The following is a 13,703-nucleotide window of genomic DNA, read 5'->3' on the forward strand; positions in this document are numbered from 1 at the left end:
ACGTGCCAGGCTGTGTAGGATCTGAACATGGGAAAGCCCCGCCGTGCGGCGGGGCTTCGTGTTAAGTCGGATCACTCGGCGGCTCGGCGGGACCAGATGAGCGAGAAGTCGCCCTCGGTGTCGGTCTCGACCAGGCTCGCATAGATCGGAGCGGGGAAGCTGGGATCGTCGAGCTTGACGGAGTGGTAGTCGCGTCCCTCGCGCGAGGTCTTCTTCCATGCCGCCCCGAACTCGGTGGCGCCGGCGAAGATGCGGAAATCGGGACCCTTTTCATTTTCGCCGTCGGCCGGGGCGAACGTCACCGTCTTGACGTTGAGGTTGAGGGTCTTGACCGACCCGGAGAAGCCGTTCGCGGTGCGGGAGAAAGTGCCGATCGTAGCCATTGTGGTGTTCCTCTGTTTTCTCGAGCCGCGCCCATCGCAGCCTCGATGGTGGTCGTGAGACCGGAGACGATCGGTCCGCATCCCGAAGGGGCTGAAACGAAGTGAAAGACGGCGGCGCGAGGCTTTCTTGGACCGCGAGGAATGGACGCGCAGCGAACAGGGGAAGAAAACGGAGCGCCGTCGTTGCGGGAAGACGATCGAGGCTGAGCGAAGCGAAGACGGTCTTCGGTCAGACCCAATCCATTCGAGGGCGCCGTGGGCGTGGCTTGGAATGAACAGACAGAAGGGAACGCCATAACGGCGACGGCGATCGGTCACGCACATTGTCGCCTGCACCGTGAACGCTACTCCGTTCTGGCCAAAGACGTGAACCTAGGCCTCACCGCCAGGGCGGTGTTGGTCACTACGCCCAAAACAGGCGACGAAAACATGGCTCCACTTCCCAGAGCTTTCAGTTGAACCGCCATTGCAATCGAAGCGGCATGGAAGGTGACTGCCAAGGGCAGCGGCCACCAAGCTGGCAGGTACTATGATGGTTCCTGCCTCCGACAGCCCCGATTCCAACCCGGTTGAGATCGAATTCGAGGATGACCTCGTCCCACCTGATCCGCTATCGCATTGCCGAATGATACGGCCCACCAAACGAAGCCCCGTCGCACGGTGAGGCATGCCGGGAAAGGTCCGCCTCCGCGCCAGGCGTCTGACGACGAGGTGGTGCGTAGTGCGCTGCATGACTTTCTCTCGATAAGAGTGGCGGAAATTCCCGGTTCGAGCGTTGGTTTGCGCCGATTCCGCTTGTCGGGGCGATGACAGGGCAGAATCGCCTGTGGCATAAGGCCAGCCGTTGAACCAGCATAGAAGGGATGGAAACGATGGCTGTAAACACGATCGATATTGCCGAACGCCTTGCAGACGCGCACGGCCTGTCGAAGACCCAAGCAAAAACCGTGGTCGAAGATGTGCTGAAGGGCATTGCGGAGGCCGCTGCCAAGGGCGAGGAAATCAGCCTCAACGGCTTCGGCAAGTTCAAGGTACAGAACAAACCGGCACGTGAGGGGCGCAATCCGTCGACTGGTGCGACGATCAAGATAGCGGCTTCGAAGAAGGTCGTCTTCCAGCCGGCAAAGGCCCTCAAGGATGCGGTGAACAGCTGATCATTCGTATGGGACTTCGATGCGTGTCGCCTAGCAACGAGGCGCTTTCGTTCGAAGCGATGGGTCGCCCAGCTACCACCATCACTGTGTTCTCGATGGTTTCTCGTTGCTGCGATTCCTGATGTCAGGTCGTCGAGGTCCCCGGCCGCGCCATCGGCGCGGTCGGAAAATTCTCAGGGCTGACGGAAAAGTGGACCGGAGCCGCCACTCGGCTCCGGCCAATTGCGCCTCACTCGGCGGCGACGTTGAAGGCCTCGGCTTCCTCGGCTGTGTTCGGCTGAACCTGTTTCGGTTCTAGTTCGGCAACGTCCGCCGATCTGGCATCTACTGCGCCGTCCTGCCGTTCAGCAGACATTGCAAGTTGGTCGGTGCGTAAGACCGTAGGAAGCCATCCGGTTCCGGCGAGCAACTGCTCGGCAGCTTCCGCCATTGGCTGCTTCTTCAGGTCCAACAGCCTGTCTGCCGCCTCTTCGCTGGCAGCTTCGCGCACGGCGTCGAGGATATGTGCCTTGGTGATGCGCCCGAGATGCGTGCGGACAGTCGGCGTCCAATGTGCCTTCATGTCGAGGTTGACCGCTGACGCCAGCCTGTCCGCGGTCTCGTGGGCGCGAGGCTTGCGCTCCCAAGGCTGCTTTACGGCATTGACGGTGAGCGAGACGCAATGGGCGAACAACGCCATGACACTTGCGTGGTCGAGTGAGGCGATGGAGTCCCACAAGTCGACTACCTCGCGAGGCATGTCCGCAGCCCACTCCGCATGTCGATCTGCCAGTGCCTTGCCTGCCGCCGTATCGTCGATGCCGTCCGCGTGAGCCGCGAGATAGACGCTGGTCGGGCGGATTTCGAGGCAGTGGGCTTCCGCACCTTGATAGAAGGTCTGCGCAGCAAGCGCATGGGTGACGGCGATCAGGGCGATGTCCGGCTGTTCGCCAAGCGCAAGGCGAAGCCCAAGCGTCTGATGAGCGGTCAAGTCGCGAATGAGAAGGTCCGACAACGGCTTGCCGCCGTCCTCCGCTTCTTCGTCGCTGCCGCCATCGGAATCCGAACCGCTGCCGGCTTCGATGATCTCGCCATCGTCGTTGACGGCGTAGTCCTCGCCGTCTGGCCGCGTTTCCACTTTCGGTTCCGGCTGCTCGTCCTCAGCGCGGGTGAAGCCACGTTCGATGCGGGCCGTTCCGTCATGGGAAAGCACCACGAATACGCCGCCACGCGAAACAACATCAGGATCATAGGCGTGACGCAGAGCGTCGATGCGCTCGATCTCAGCTTCGAGATTACCGAAGCGGTGATCGACATCATTCGGCAGTTCCGCGGCGCTGTCCCATTCCTCCGTGAGCCAGTTGAACGCGTCGGATGCCGCCGCATAGGCGGCTTCGTTTTCTTCCGACAGTTCTACCGGCTGCGGGTAGGTGCGGCGCAGCCCGTGTGCATGGGGATAGTCGATATGAACGTCCGCTCATTTCCAGCCTTCGGCCTGCCTGAAGGCATCACTGCCGCCCAACTGGCGGCGATGGAGACCGGGTTGGCCGACTTGAGCCAGGAGTTTCGAAACACCGCTGAGCACTTTGGTTCGTGGGGCCTCGAACTCGTAGCGGTACGGGGATACCTCAACCGGCTGATGGATAACTCCAAGGTTGTACGGCACCTCGCTCATCATTTTCCAAAGCAACTCGCGCAATTCCAAGGCATTTTGGAAACAGATCCCATAAACTGACGATGAGGGCGAAGAGATTGACGACTGAGCTGCGCCTCACTCGTCTTTCCAGATCACGCGTTTCTCCCACCTGATCTCGACCAGGCGCCGGAACCGGATGGTCTCAAGCTCCTGCCCGACCGGATGAAATAATTCAGCGCCCATATATTCCTTCTTCTTGGATCGCGACGTTTGCTACGTCCAGCGCCACTTTCTCATTCCCAATCGACGAGACGAATGGCGGCCTTCCACCAAGGGTCGCCATCCATTAGCCTACCAGTTGGGCCGGAAGCTGACTCGCAGCTTTGAACTGTGGATCTTCAGGCGATGGGCGGCAAGCGTTGGGACACGTCCTCGCTGCTGGCGCGCCTGGAAAAATAGGTTTCAACGCGACGCGCTTTTGCGGGTGGGCCATGGAGAAGCAGCGTGGATAATCGTGCCGTCGGCATCGTTCTTATTCTTGTGGCTGTGGTGTCGCTCACCGCGGCTCAGATCGTCATCAAGTCGCGCCTGACCCAACACGGAGTGGTGCCATTCAGTTTCGAGAGGGGCTGGCCGTATCTGCTCGGCCTCCTCGCGGACTGGCGGGTCTGGATAGGCGGCCTCTGCCTGGTCGTCTCCAGCCTGCTTTGGTACGCCGCGATTTCCAGAATTCCGCTCTCGCTCGGGTTTCCGTTCGCGGCGTTGTCCTATCCTCTGGTCTTCGCCAGTTCGATCATCTTCCTGCACGAACGATTTGGCTGGCAGACCCTTGCCGGCAATGGCCTGATTGTCGTCGGCGTGCTGCTGGCGGCGACCCAGATGCCGTAGCTGCCGGTTTTGGGCGCGCTCGGCAGGAGCGTCATTGTCCCAAAGCCGCTACGCTCTTTGGGCGACATGCATCAGGTGCGCGGAAGCGGAGCCTTCATGAAGTCGCGAGCGTTGTCCCCCACATTGAACAGCAGGTCGATGACCGACACAGCCGGATCGAAGCTGCCGTGCAGTTGCGGATAGGTCGGATAACCGGAATAATCCATCCACTCCACCTGAACATTGGCGGCATCGAACTTGTCGGTCTCCAGATAGGCCCTGGCGGCCGGGCCGCTGAGGTAACTGGTGGCGCCAAGTTCACGGCAGATGCCCAGCAGTCGGTCGGTCTTCGCCCCGCCGGCGGCGAGTTCGCGCGAAAGCACGAACTGCGTATCGAAGCCCAGATGCGACGCCAGGGTGGTAAGGAAGTGCCGATTAAGCTCGCTGAGATGGGTAAAGGCCGCAGCGGCCTTGTAGAGCGCTTCGAGTTTCGGGCCGAAGGTCTTGTAGTAAGGGGCTCGTGCGTAAGCATTGGCTATCGACTGCCAGTGCTTGTCGAGGAACGGCAGGGGCAGTTGCAACGCATCGATGTTCTGGAACGAGCCGTCCGCCTTCGACACCGGTACGGTCAGCCATTTCGGACCATGCTGCGTCTTGATGAGATTGCGGTTATGCCAGTGGCTCTTCTGGGGATATTGCACGTCGTCATACACGACGAAAATATCGACCGAGCCGATGATATCGAAATAGCCCTTCCAGGGAATATAGGCCGATTGCAGGATGGCGATCCGCTTGTCGGAAACGCGCCGCGGATCGCCGTCCGCTTTTGTCGCGGGTATCCCATGTTCTATCGAAACCATCGGGCATTGGTATATCGCGGCAGAGGCAGCAATCAAGGCACGATCTGTGCTGCGCTCTGACTCGAACCGTCGCAGCCGGCCAAGACCAGTTCAGGGTCGCCTTGCCACCACCAGGCGCGATCCGCCGGCTGGCAGGGTGAGGCCCGTCGCGAGAATCAGGCTTTCGAGCCCCATGACCGCCCGCAAGGATGCGTTGGCCGCCGATCCGATGCGCAACTCCCTGCCGGCGTCGAACTGTTGGCTGGCGCTGTTGCGACGCCGCGACAGGAACATCAGCGGCAACAGAAGCGAGACGAACGAGGTGCTGTAGACGATGTCGAGCCCGGCCCCTTCGATTTTTTCATGCAACTCCCTCATTTCATAGCGCCGGAAATGAAACGAATGCTTGTCGAGTTCGCTCCACAGCCATTTGTGCTGCGGCACGGTAACGATCACGCCGCCTCCTGGCTTGACGGCATGTTTCAGATTGGCCAGCACCTCGACATCCTCGTCGATGTGCTCGATCACGTCGAACGCCCCCACCACGTCGAATTCCGCGGCATAGGGTAGTCTTCTCGCGTCCATCTGAGCAAAGCTTGCCGACGGCACGCGGGCAGCGGCAAAAGCCAGGCCGGCCGTGAAGATTTCGGTTCCGACAAGCCGTACGTCGGGAAATGCACGCGCGATGCCGCTCAGGACGAATCCCGTTCCACAGCCAATCTCCAGGAACGACCGGAACTGCGGAAAAAAACGCTTCAGCGTCCGAGCGACGATGGCATTGCGGGCCTCGAACCAGAAATTTCCGGCCTCGCGCGTAGCGAGCTCGGAAAAAAAGGTCTCGTGGAATCCCCCGCCTGCTTTTGCCATTTCAGGGGCCCAGGCGGGGAAACCATCCTCACTCGCAGGGAAAAAACCGCAGTTCGGACAGGCCGCGTCCGTGGATGCATGCTGCAGACTGCAATGCGGGCAAACAATCATGTTTCGGCTCGAGCTTTGCTACACCAATGCGGCCAGGCCAAAGCCGGTTTTCCCGTAGCCATTGCCGTTGTAGAGCATATAGCGTTGTCCCCCGTGATCGAACACAAATGGATACTCGATCATTTCGGAATCCCAGCCCGATGCGGAACTCGCTATGCCCACCGCGTGGTCCAACCGGCTCCAGTTTAGGCCGTCTCCGGACTCGGCGTAGCCAATGCGATAGCGGTCGCCGCGACAGGAATACCACATGCGCCATAGAGCGCCGTCTCTCATAACTGCCGGGCGGGATATCGCATATTCCTGTTCGCTCGCGAAATCGATCGCAACCCGTCCGTTGCGGCGCCAGTTGATGCCGTCGTCCGAACTCGCATATTTGATGTGATAGCGATGCTGTGGTCCATCGGCCATCTGGGTCCAGCCGACGCAAGACACGTACCACATGTGCCAGAGGCCAGCCTCGTTCAGCACGCAGCAACTTCCGACAAAATGCGGCTCGGTCATCGAGCGGTCGACTAGGGGGCCTGCGGCGAACCGCGAAAACGAGCCCTCGGATGTGGCCGTGGCGAGCCCTACGGAGTTGCGGAAGGGAACGGTCACGCCCAGGTTCCAGCCGACGTAGTAAAGGTACCGGGTCGGTCCGACGACCGTGAGCCAGCTCGCCAACGCACCGCTATCGTCAAATTCGCCAAGAATGCCCGGCACCAGGACGGGTGATCGAGCGAGCTCAAGGATGCGCGAGGGCGCCGACAGGTCGATGACGACATAGCTGGTATGGGAGCGTTGCAACGCATCCCGGGAGCCAAAATAGATTTTGAACACATTACCCGAAATGTGCTCGGCCATGGGCATGGTGGCGTGTGAGCGCATCCATTCGACATCGCCCATCGGGCAGAACAAGCGGCCGAGCTTCTCCCACCGCATAGGGTCATATCTTTCTGAGACGGGAGCTCGGCACTTTCGACCGTTCCGTTGCACTGCCGAGGTAGACGCCGCCGGCCGCCGCATCTCCCAGAATCAGCGCCCCGGCACCGATCACGCACTTCTCGCCCATGCGGATATGATCGCGCAGTGTCGCGTTGACACCCACGAAGCAGGCCTCCCCGATCTCGACCCCACCCGAAACCACGATTTGCGACGCGAGAAAGCAATGATCGGCAATGCGGGCATGATGTCCGATATGATTGCCGCTCCACAGCGTCACGTTGTTGCCGATGGATGCAAATGGCTGGATGGTATTATGCTCGAGAATGAAGCAGTTTTCGCCAATTTTGCCGTCATTGAACAGGCTGGCTTTCGAGCTGACGTAACTGACAAGTTCATAGCCCAGCTCCTTGACCGCCAGGTATTTCTGGCGGCGAACCTCATTCAATTGGCTGTAGCTCAGCGCCACAAACGCCGCGTATGCGTCTGGCGGATAGTCCCGGACCAAGGTGTCGAAGGGCACGACGGGAAGCCCCGCCAGTCGATCAGCGGTCAGAAATGCTCTGTCCACGGTGAAAGCGGCGACGTCATGCGGCGAATCGTGCGTGAAATAGTAATGCGCGACTTCAGCGATTGGCCCTGCCCCAAATATGATGATCGGGCGATTCATGTCTTTCGGACCAGGATGGTAAACTCGTAGAGACCGTAGTCGTGCAGCAATGCCACCCGTTGCGCGTATTTTGTCTTACAGACGTCGAAAAGATACCGGGGATCGGCGTAATAGAGATCGGCTCTTCGCTTGTCGGGATCCGAATAGGAGGTGAGACAGTTGAAGGCGAAACCGCGTCGGCTGGTGGCATGGAGCACGTCCAGCGTTGCCTCGAGATAGGCCGCCCATTCCTCGTCCGGATGGGTGAGCCTGACATTGAAGATACCGCTAGCAAAGCCGAAATCGGCGACCTCCAGCGGCACCGATCCGACCGTAAAGTGCGCATTGGAGTGATTGCCAAAAAGCTTCGCCGCTGCTTCGATCATTTCCGGCGCGACATCGCAGCCACGGTACTGGATGGCGGGGAAGCGTCTGGCGAGGAACGGAAACAAGGCGCCGTAGCCGCATCCCAAGTCATTGACCGTGAACCCTTCTGGCAGATCGATCAGCGCTGTCAGTTGCGCGAATCGCAGCGCCTGGCCTTCCTCCGTATTCCAGTCCACACCCTTGGGACTGGGGCCGTGCGCCCGCATCTTGGCTGCATAATAGTGGGCGACGTCAACGAGCATTACCGCATTCTTTTCGTTAGTAAGGTCATATGTGGTTGTTGCCCGTTGGCATGACTACCGCTACCGGCAGGAAACCGTGTACCGTGCTCTACGTCAACTGGATGGCTACGCGGATGATACCGGAATTGGATTTTGTTTCCCCATTGACGCACCAGCCGTTGACGACAACGTCCGACGGTTCTGCATGGCTCGGCGAGCAAGGCGAGCGCTACCCGTTGGTCGACGGCATTCCGCAATTGCTCATCAGCTCAGGCCAATTGCAAGCCTCTTCCGAAAGCCAAGCCTACTACCGTGACAGGGCGAGCGAGTACGATCGGGGAATGGAGGCGATGTTCGCCATGCTTCTAGCGGACGAAGAGCAAACCCGCAACCAGATCATTGCCCAGCTTGGACTTCGGAAGGGTGACAGGCTACTCGAAATCGGCTGCGGGAATTGCCGCGATACCGTCCATCTGCTTGATCAGCCCATCGAAATATTTTCCGGCGATCTGTCTCTCGAGATGCTTTTGACAGGGCAGGATCGCTTGCGCCGCGCTCAAAAGGACGCCTCGCGCGTGCGGCTGTTCTGCGCCGACGTGATGCATTTGCCTTTCGCAGACCAATTCTTCGACGCCGCCTATCATTTCGGCGGCCTGAACCTTTTCCCAGACCTAGCAAAGGCCTTGGTGGAAATCACGCGGGTCGTGCGGCCGGGCGGCCGGGTGGTCGTCGGTGACGAAGGCATCGGACCCTGGCTGGCGAACAGCGAATTTGCCAGGATCCTCGAAAACTCCAATCCCCTGTTCCGCCATCGTGCGCCGCTTGACTGCATCCCGGTCACAGCGCGGGATGTGACCTGCCGATGGATATTGAACGGGGCCTTCTATCTGATCAGCTTTGTGGTTGGCCAAGGCGAGCCGCCGCTCGATCTCGACGTCCAGTTCCCTGGACGGCGCGGCGGCTCACACCGAACCCGCTATTTCGGCAAGCTGGAGGGGGTTTCGCCCGAATTGCGCGACAGGGTGCTGGATGCGGCTGCTGCCGAAGGGGTGTCGGTGGTGGCCTGGCTGGAGAAGACCCTGGGCACCGCGGTGCAGAATTCCGTCCATGAATCTGTCGACGACTAATGTATATCGCCCAAAAGTGGCCCGGTTTTGGGGCAACGACATGCATAAAAACAAAGACTTAAAGCGCGGCGCCTGAATACGCGACGCGCTTTAGTCGATGGCGCTGGGCGAGCCGGGGGACGAAAGATTTTCTCGCGCATCGTTGCCGACCCCACCGGGGCCGTGATGGATGTCTCGAATTATCGTATAGGGCCGCCGTTTCGTCTCCGACAGAATATTGGCGATGTAAACACTGAGAACGCCCAGTACGAGCATCGTCATGCCGCCGAAAAACCAGATAGAGACGATCAGCGAGGTAAATCCGGTTACACCGATCCCTGATACAAGGTATCTCACGATATAAAAAAGGATCAGCAGAAATGAAAGGACGGACACCGACATCCCGAAATACAGAACAATGTATAGAATTCGTGTTGACGTCGTCATCAAGTAGCGCACCGCCATTTGAATGCGACGGCGTAACGAATAGGTCGTGGGGGACTGGGCATGTTTGACAACGAATTGCGGCGCCTGTCGAAAGCCGGTCAGCTGAAACAGATGGGCGATAAGAAATTCATGATCCTGATGGCTGACAAGGGCGGTGACATATGCACGCGTCATGAGGCGCGCTATCACCAGGTTGCGCGGCAGCTCGAGGTCGCTCAACGCGCTATTGATGGTAAAGAACAATGCGCCGGTCCATCGCACCAGGGGACCGCCACGGCGCGATTTCTGCACCCCATAGACCACGTCGAGCCCGTGCTCCGACATTTGCTCGGCAAAGGCCAGCAGCCATTCGGGTTCTTCCTCAAGGTCGCTATCGATGAGGAAGACCCGTTCGCCTTTTGCGTGCGCCAGGCCGGTCATGATGGCCTTATGGTGGCCGAAATTCCGCGACAGGTCGATGATTGTCAGGTGTCGATCGACAGCGCTGCGGGCCAACGCGAGATCCAGACCGCGATCCGGCGAGCCATCGTTCACCAGAATGATCTCAAAATCGTCTCCGACCAAGCGATGCGCGACGGTCGATATCCGGTCGCAGAACTCATCGATGTGAGCCTCGGACTTGTAGAGTGTGCTGACGATGGAAAGCTTCATCAAGGAGCGGTGTCCATTATGCCATGAGTCTGCGATCGATGACTCTAAACTCGGATTGTTCTTGGAAACGTCGCGTCGTCACCCTGCCCCTCCTTGGTTCGAGGTTCGTTTGAATCTCGGAGCGGCCCCTGGTTGACGCGCCACTGGTGGAAGCGTGACCCTTCGAGTATAGCGAATACTTCGTTCCCGCGAAACTGGAGCACCGCCGTTCTTGGCAGAATCGCGGGCCGTCCTTCGAACTCGGTTTTGATGACCACCAAATCACTCCCCATAGCATTTAACCGTCCCCACCTGACTGGTCGCGAGATGCTTTACATCGCCGAGGCCAGAGCGGCTCAGCATTTGTCTGGTGATGGCGGTTTTACCAAGCGCTGCAATGCCTGGCTTGAGGAGCATCTGGGATGCGCCAAGGCATTGTTGACCCATTCGTGCACGGCGGCGCTTGAGATATCTGCTCTCCTTCTGGACATCACGGCTGGTGATGAGATCATCATGCCGTCATACACGTTCGCGTCGACGGCGAATGCGTTTGTGTTGCGTGGCGCCCAGCCGGTCTTCGTCGACATCCGCGAAGATACCCTCAACATCGACGAGCGGCTGATCGAGGATGCGATAACGCCGCGAACGCGGGCGATCGTGGTCGTCCACTATGCCGGGGTGGGTTGCGAAATGGACGCTATACTTGATATCGCGCGCCGGCACGGTTTGAAAGTGGTCGAGGATGCCGCCCAGGGTGCGATGGCGCGCTACAAGGGCCGTCCGCTCGGTGGCATCGGCGATCTGGGAGCGCTGAGCTTTCATGAAACCAAAAATCTTATTTCCGGTGAAGGCGGTGCTCTGCTGGTCAACGACGGTCGACTTGGCCAGCGGGCCGAGATCATCCGTGAAAAAGGCACCGACCGAACCCGGTTTTTCCGCGGCGAGGTCGATAAATACACCTGGCAGGAGGTCGGCTCGTCCTATCTGCCCAGCGATCTGCTGGCGGCCTTTCTCTACGCCCAACTGGAGGATGCGGAATCGATCACCGCCGAGCGGCTGCGCATCTGGAACCGCTATCATGAGTTGTTGGCGCCACTCGAGCGCACCGGGCAGCTACGCCGACCTGTCATTCCCGCCGAGTGCGAACACAATGCCCATCTTTACTACGTGTTGATGCCGCAGGGAGTGGATCGGCAAGGAGTGCTCGCAAAGTTCCGGCAAAACGGCATTGCAGCCATTTTCCATTACGTTCCGCTCCACTTATCGCCCGCGGGGCGACGCTACTGCCGCATTCATGGCGATCTGCGGGCTACGACGCAATCCGCGGAACGCTTGATCAGATTGCCGCTCTGGCATGGCCTCGATATCGCCGCCCAGGAACGTGTGGCAGCGGTTCTGGGCACCGTTCACAACTGAGGAGCAAGCGGCATGCCGAATCGAGGAGATATCGTGCTCGGCAGCGGCTTCGCGTTGTTGGGCGGCATTCTTGGCGCGCTCGTCCTGTTGTCATCAGGCCACCTCCTCTTCTATCAGTTCTTTTCCCCCGAGATCGTCTATTGGGCTTGTGGCAGGGGTTTTGGCCATCCGGCGCAAGTGCTGCCCAAACTGCTGGTGTTCCTGAGCGATCAGTCGACAAGCTTCAGCTGTGCCGACTTGCCCCAGGATGGGCCGCTCGGGCCGGTCGGCATTTTTACCCAGACCCATCTCTATCTGATGAGCGTGGTGGCCGCTCTGTGGCGGATTTCCTCGATAGACTACAACAATCTATGGCCTTTGATTTCGCTGCTGGCCGGCGCCTACACGGCCGGCTGCTATGCGTTGCTGCGACTGTTCTTTGCCCGTTGGTCGGCAGTCCTGGGTGGGCTCATCCTGGCATTCTCGCCGGTGGCATTGACCATGCTACTGTACCCCAGAGATTTCGCCAAAGCGCCGTTTTTGGTCTGGGGGATTGTCTTGCTCGTGGCGGCGGTGCGGCAGCACCGCCAAGCGTTGACGCTCGTCCACGCCGCCGCTGCCGGCGCCGTTGTCGGAATCGGCTATGGCTTCCGCTCCGACGTCATCATCATGTTACCCCTCGGGCCGTTCCTGCTGCTGTTGGCTATCGGACCCGGAATGTGGCTGCGCCGCGCGCTCGCGTCGATCGTCTTCGCAGCATGTCTTGTTTTATGCGCCTGGCCGATGCTTTTAGGCAACCAGGGCGGCGGCATGGGGGCGATGCTCATGAAGGGTGCTGCAGATCCCTTCAGCCGCTATCTCGGGCTTGGCGCTGCCCCTTATTCGTTCGGTGCGGCTTACTCGGACGAATTCACCTTGTCCTCGATTGCCGCTGACCTTCGTTCCACCGACCCCGGCAGGTGGGACGACAATGAGCCGACCCCGATCTATGGAATGTCGCAGTCCATCACCTCTTCTTCCGGATATGTTGCGCAGCGCTTCAAATTCGTTGCTGGCGACATGGCGACGCGCGCCCTGAAATCGGCTGCCTGGATTGTCGGCTTTCCGGCCGTCATGGATCTGCAACGGCTACAGCAAAATCCCGGCGGTGAGGCAGACACACATTCCGAAATCAATCGCTCGCTGCGCGGCCTTTACAGTTTGGTTGGTCATCCCTGGCTCCCCTATGTAGGCATCGTCGGCATGCTCGCCTTCTTCTGGCGTCAAAGCGCATACAGGCCGCGCGAGGCGATCGGGCTGGTCGTCGTTTTTGGTGTGCTTCTTGGCTACTCGGGACTGCAATTCGCGGCGCGCCATGTATTCCAACTGGAATTCTTCTGGGTTCTGGTCATCCTGGCACTCGTCCATGCCGTCTTGGAGGCAAGGCGATTAAGGCCCGCGTTGCCGAGATTCCTGACCTGGACGGTGGCGCTGGGCGTAGCGTTGGCGACAACCTACGCCGGGTTGATCGGATTGCAGACAGCGTCGTTGCGTCGTGAACTTGTTGGTCTGCGGGCCGGCTCCAGACAGATAGTACCCGTTGTCTCTGTTCCTGAAGCGGGACGGACGGTTTTTCCAATCCCGATCCCGACGCAATACCAGCCCTTGCTCGCCGCGCAGCCGGACAGCATGGTCGGCCAGACTCTGCCGGTTGCGGTGGAATGGAACGTTCGCGCGGCTGCGGATCGCTTGCTCCTTACCTTGGGCGGCGCACAATGCCGCAAGGGAGACTTCGATCTCGCCCTCGACTACGCCAAGCGGGATGCGTGGCAGCCGTTCGATCGCAGTATCGCGCTGTCAACCTCGGGCGAGCCGCAACAGCGGATAGAGGTGCTGGTTTCGGTCTACTATCGCGCGACGCAGAACATTTCCGGGATTTCATTGCCGTCCGCCTTTGCCGATTGCCTGCTGAGCATTCAAAAGTTGGAAAAGCCAACCCAACTCCCCATGGCATTCAGCGCCGTCCTCTATCCCGGATGGCAAGACCAGACGTTGGCGCTTAGCCTTGGCGACTTCAGCCTGCCGCCTGCCGTGTCGAACAACGCGAATCCATAACGTTGTGTCGCGAGGCG

The 13,703-nt window shown here is 59.6% G+C and carries 13 protein-coding genes and 1 pseudogene; 6 read left to right on the top strand and 8 right to left on the bottom strand.

The window, feature by feature from the left end; all coding sequences use genetic code 11:
• Positions 1-71 precede the first annotated feature (71 nt).
• Entirely contained in the window at positions 72-383 is a 312-nt protein-coding gene (locus tag B5V02_RS00250) for a DUF736 domain-containing protein (RefSeq protein WP_111542289.1), read from the bottom strand.
• An 872-nt stretch (positions 384-1,255) separates the two neighbouring features.
• On the opposite strand from B5V02_RS00250, the gene B5V02_RS00260 reads away from it, so the two are divergent.
• Entirely contained in the window at positions 1,256-1,537 is a 282-nt protein-coding gene (locus B5V02_RS00260; RefSeq protein WP_111542337.1) for an HU family DNA-binding protein, read from the top strand.
• A 229-nt stretch (positions 1,538-1,766) separates the two neighbouring features.
• Here the strand turns inward: B5V02_RS00260 and B5V02_RS40360 are convergent.
• Positions 1,767-3,017, bottom strand: a pseudogene (locus B5V02_RS40360) (chromosome partitioning protein ParB); the annotation flags it as partial.
• 30 nt (positions 3,018-3,047) lie between these two features.
• On the opposite strand from B5V02_RS40360, the gene B5V02_RS41275 reads away from it, so the two are divergent.
• Positions 3,048-3,251, top strand: coding sequence for a plasmid partitioning protein RepB C-terminal domain-containing protein (locus B5V02_RS41275; RefSeq protein WP_245445554.1), 204 nt, complete (start codon positions 3,048-3,050; stop codon positions 3,249-3,251).
• Between the two features lie 405 nt (positions 3,252-3,656).
• Entirely contained in the window at positions 3,657-4,040 is a 384-nt protein-coding gene (locus tag B5V02_RS00275) for a DMT family transporter (RefSeq protein WP_111542292.1), read from the top strand.
• Between the two features lie 71 nt (positions 4,041-4,111).
• Here B5V02_RS00275 and B5V02_RS00280 read toward each other — a convergent pair whose 3' ends face one another.
• From B5V02_RS00280 to B5V02_RS00300, 5 genes are all read right to left on the bottom strand, one after another.
• Complete coding sequence (locus tag B5V02_RS00280; protein WP_111542293.1) at positions 4,112-4,879, bottom strand: WbqC family protein; 768 nt, start codon at positions 4,877-4,879, stop codon at positions 4,112-4,114.
• Positions 4,880-4,969: 90 nt separating this feature from the next.
• On the bottom strand, positions 4,970-5,725 hold the full coding sequence (locus B5V02_RS00285; RefSeq protein ID WP_245445555.1) for a class I SAM-dependent methyltransferase: 756 nt from the start codon (positions 5,723-5,725) through the stop codon (positions 4,970-4,972).
• Positions 5,726-5,854: 129 nt separating this feature from the next.
• Positions 5,855-6,757 (bottom strand): glycoside hydrolase family protein, encoded by a 903-nt coding sequence (locus B5V02_RS00290; protein WP_111542295.1) that lies wholly within the window; start codon positions 6,755-6,757, stop codon positions 5,855-5,857.
• Positions 6,758-6,761: 4 nt separating this feature from the next.
• Positions 6,762-7,427, bottom strand: a complete 666-nt coding sequence (locus B5V02_RS00295) for an acetyltransferase (RefSeq protein WP_111542296.1) — start codon at positions 7,425-7,427, stop codon at positions 6,762-6,764.
• Positions 7,424-8,035 carry a class I SAM-dependent methyltransferase gene (locus B5V02_RS00300; RefSeq protein WP_111542297.1) on the bottom strand — a complete coding sequence of 204 codons (612 nt, stop codon included), beginning with the start codon at positions 8,033-8,035 and terminating at the stop codon, positions 7,424-7,426. The genes B5V02_RS00295 and B5V02_RS00300 overlap by 4 nt, the downstream gene beginning before the upstream one ends.
• An 83-nt stretch (positions 8,036-8,118) precedes the next feature.
• Between B5V02_RS00300 and B5V02_RS00305 the strand changes: the two genes are divergently transcribed.
• Positions 8,119-9,141: a class I SAM-dependent methyltransferase gene (locus B5V02_RS00305; RefSeq protein WP_167458308.1), complete on the top strand. Its 1,023-nt coding sequence runs from the start codon at positions 8,119-8,121 to the stop codon at positions 9,139-9,141.
• A 90-nt stretch (positions 9,142-9,231) separates the two neighbouring features.
• Here the strand turns inward: B5V02_RS00305 and B5V02_RS00315 are convergent, their stop codons facing one another.
• Entirely contained in the window at positions 9,232-10,218 is a 987-nt protein-coding gene (locus B5V02_RS00315) for a glycosyltransferase family 2 protein (RefSeq protein ID WP_111542299.1), read from the bottom strand.
• Positions 10,219-10,467: 249 nt separating this feature from the next.
• Here B5V02_RS00315 and rffA point away from each other — a divergent pair, with 249 nt between their 5' ends.
• Both rffA and B5V02_RS00325 read left to right on the top strand, forming a co-directional pair.
• Positions 10,468-11,613, top strand: coding sequence for a dTDP-4-amino-4,6-dideoxygalactose transaminase (rffA, locus tag B5V02_RS00320; protein ID WP_111542300.1), 1,146 nt, complete (start codon positions 10,468-10,470; stop codon positions 11,611-11,613).
• A gap of 12 nt (positions 11,614-11,625) precedes the next feature.
• Positions 11,626-13,686, top strand: a complete 2,061-nt coding sequence (locus B5V02_RS00325) for a hypothetical protein (protein ID WP_111542301.1) — start codon at positions 11,626-11,628, stop codon at positions 13,684-13,686.
• The last annotated feature ends 17 nt before the right edge of the window (positions 13,687-13,703 follow it).

This window comes from Mesorhizobium kowhaii (assembly GCF_003253745.1).
Classification (GTDB): Bacteria; Pseudomonadota; Alphaproteobacteria; order Rhizobiales; family Rhizobiaceae; genus Mesorhizobium; species Mesorhizobium kowhaii.

What these genes read in the sequence shown, in the direction of transcription:
- B5V02_RS00315 (WP_111542299.1), bottom strand. Translation starts at nt 10,218, where the DNA reads ATGAAGCTTTCCATCGTCAGCACACTCTACAAGTCCGAGGCTCACATC.
- B5V02_RS00250 (WP_111542289.1), bottom strand. Translation starts at nt 383, where the DNA reads ATGGCTACGATCGGCACTTTCTCCCGCACCGCGAACGGCTTCTCCGGG.
- B5V02_RS41275 (WP_245445554.1), top strand. Translation starts at nt 3,048, where the DNA reads ATGGAGACCGGGTTGGCCGACTTGAGCCAGGAGTTTCGAAACACCGCT.
- B5V02_RS00325 (WP_111542301.1), top strand. Translation starts at nt 11,626, where the DNA reads ATGCCGAATCGAGGAGATATCGTGCTCGGCAGCGGCTTCGCGTTGTTG.
- B5V02_RS00290 (WP_111542295.1), bottom strand. Translation starts at nt 6,757, where the DNA reads ATGCGGTGGGAGAAGCTCGGCCGCTTGTTCTGCCCGATGGGCGATGTC.
- B5V02_RS00300 (WP_111542297.1), bottom strand. Translation starts at nt 8,035, where the DNA reads ATGCTCGTTGACGTCGCCCACTATTATGCAGCCAAGATGCGGGCGCAC.
- rffA (WP_111542300.1), top strand. Translation starts at nt 10,468, where the DNA reads ATGACCACCAAATCACTCCCCATAGCATTTAACCGTCCCCACCTGACT.
- B5V02_RS00295 (WP_111542296.1), bottom strand. Translation starts at nt 7,427, where the DNA reads ATGAATCGCCCGATCATCATATTTGGGGCAGGGCCAATCGCTGAAGTC.
- B5V02_RS00285 (WP_245445555.1), bottom strand. Translation starts at nt 5,725, where the DNA reads ATGGCAAAAGCAGGCGGGGGATTCCACGAGACCTTTTTTTCCGAGCTC.
- B5V02_RS00260 (WP_111542337.1), top strand. Translation starts at nt 1,256, where the DNA reads ATGGCTGTAAACACGATCGATATTGCCGAACGCCTTGCAGACGCGCAC.
- B5V02_RS00280 (WP_111542293.1), bottom strand. Translation starts at nt 4,879, where the DNA reads ATGGTTTCGATAGAACATGGGATACCCGCGACAAAAGCGGACGGCGAT.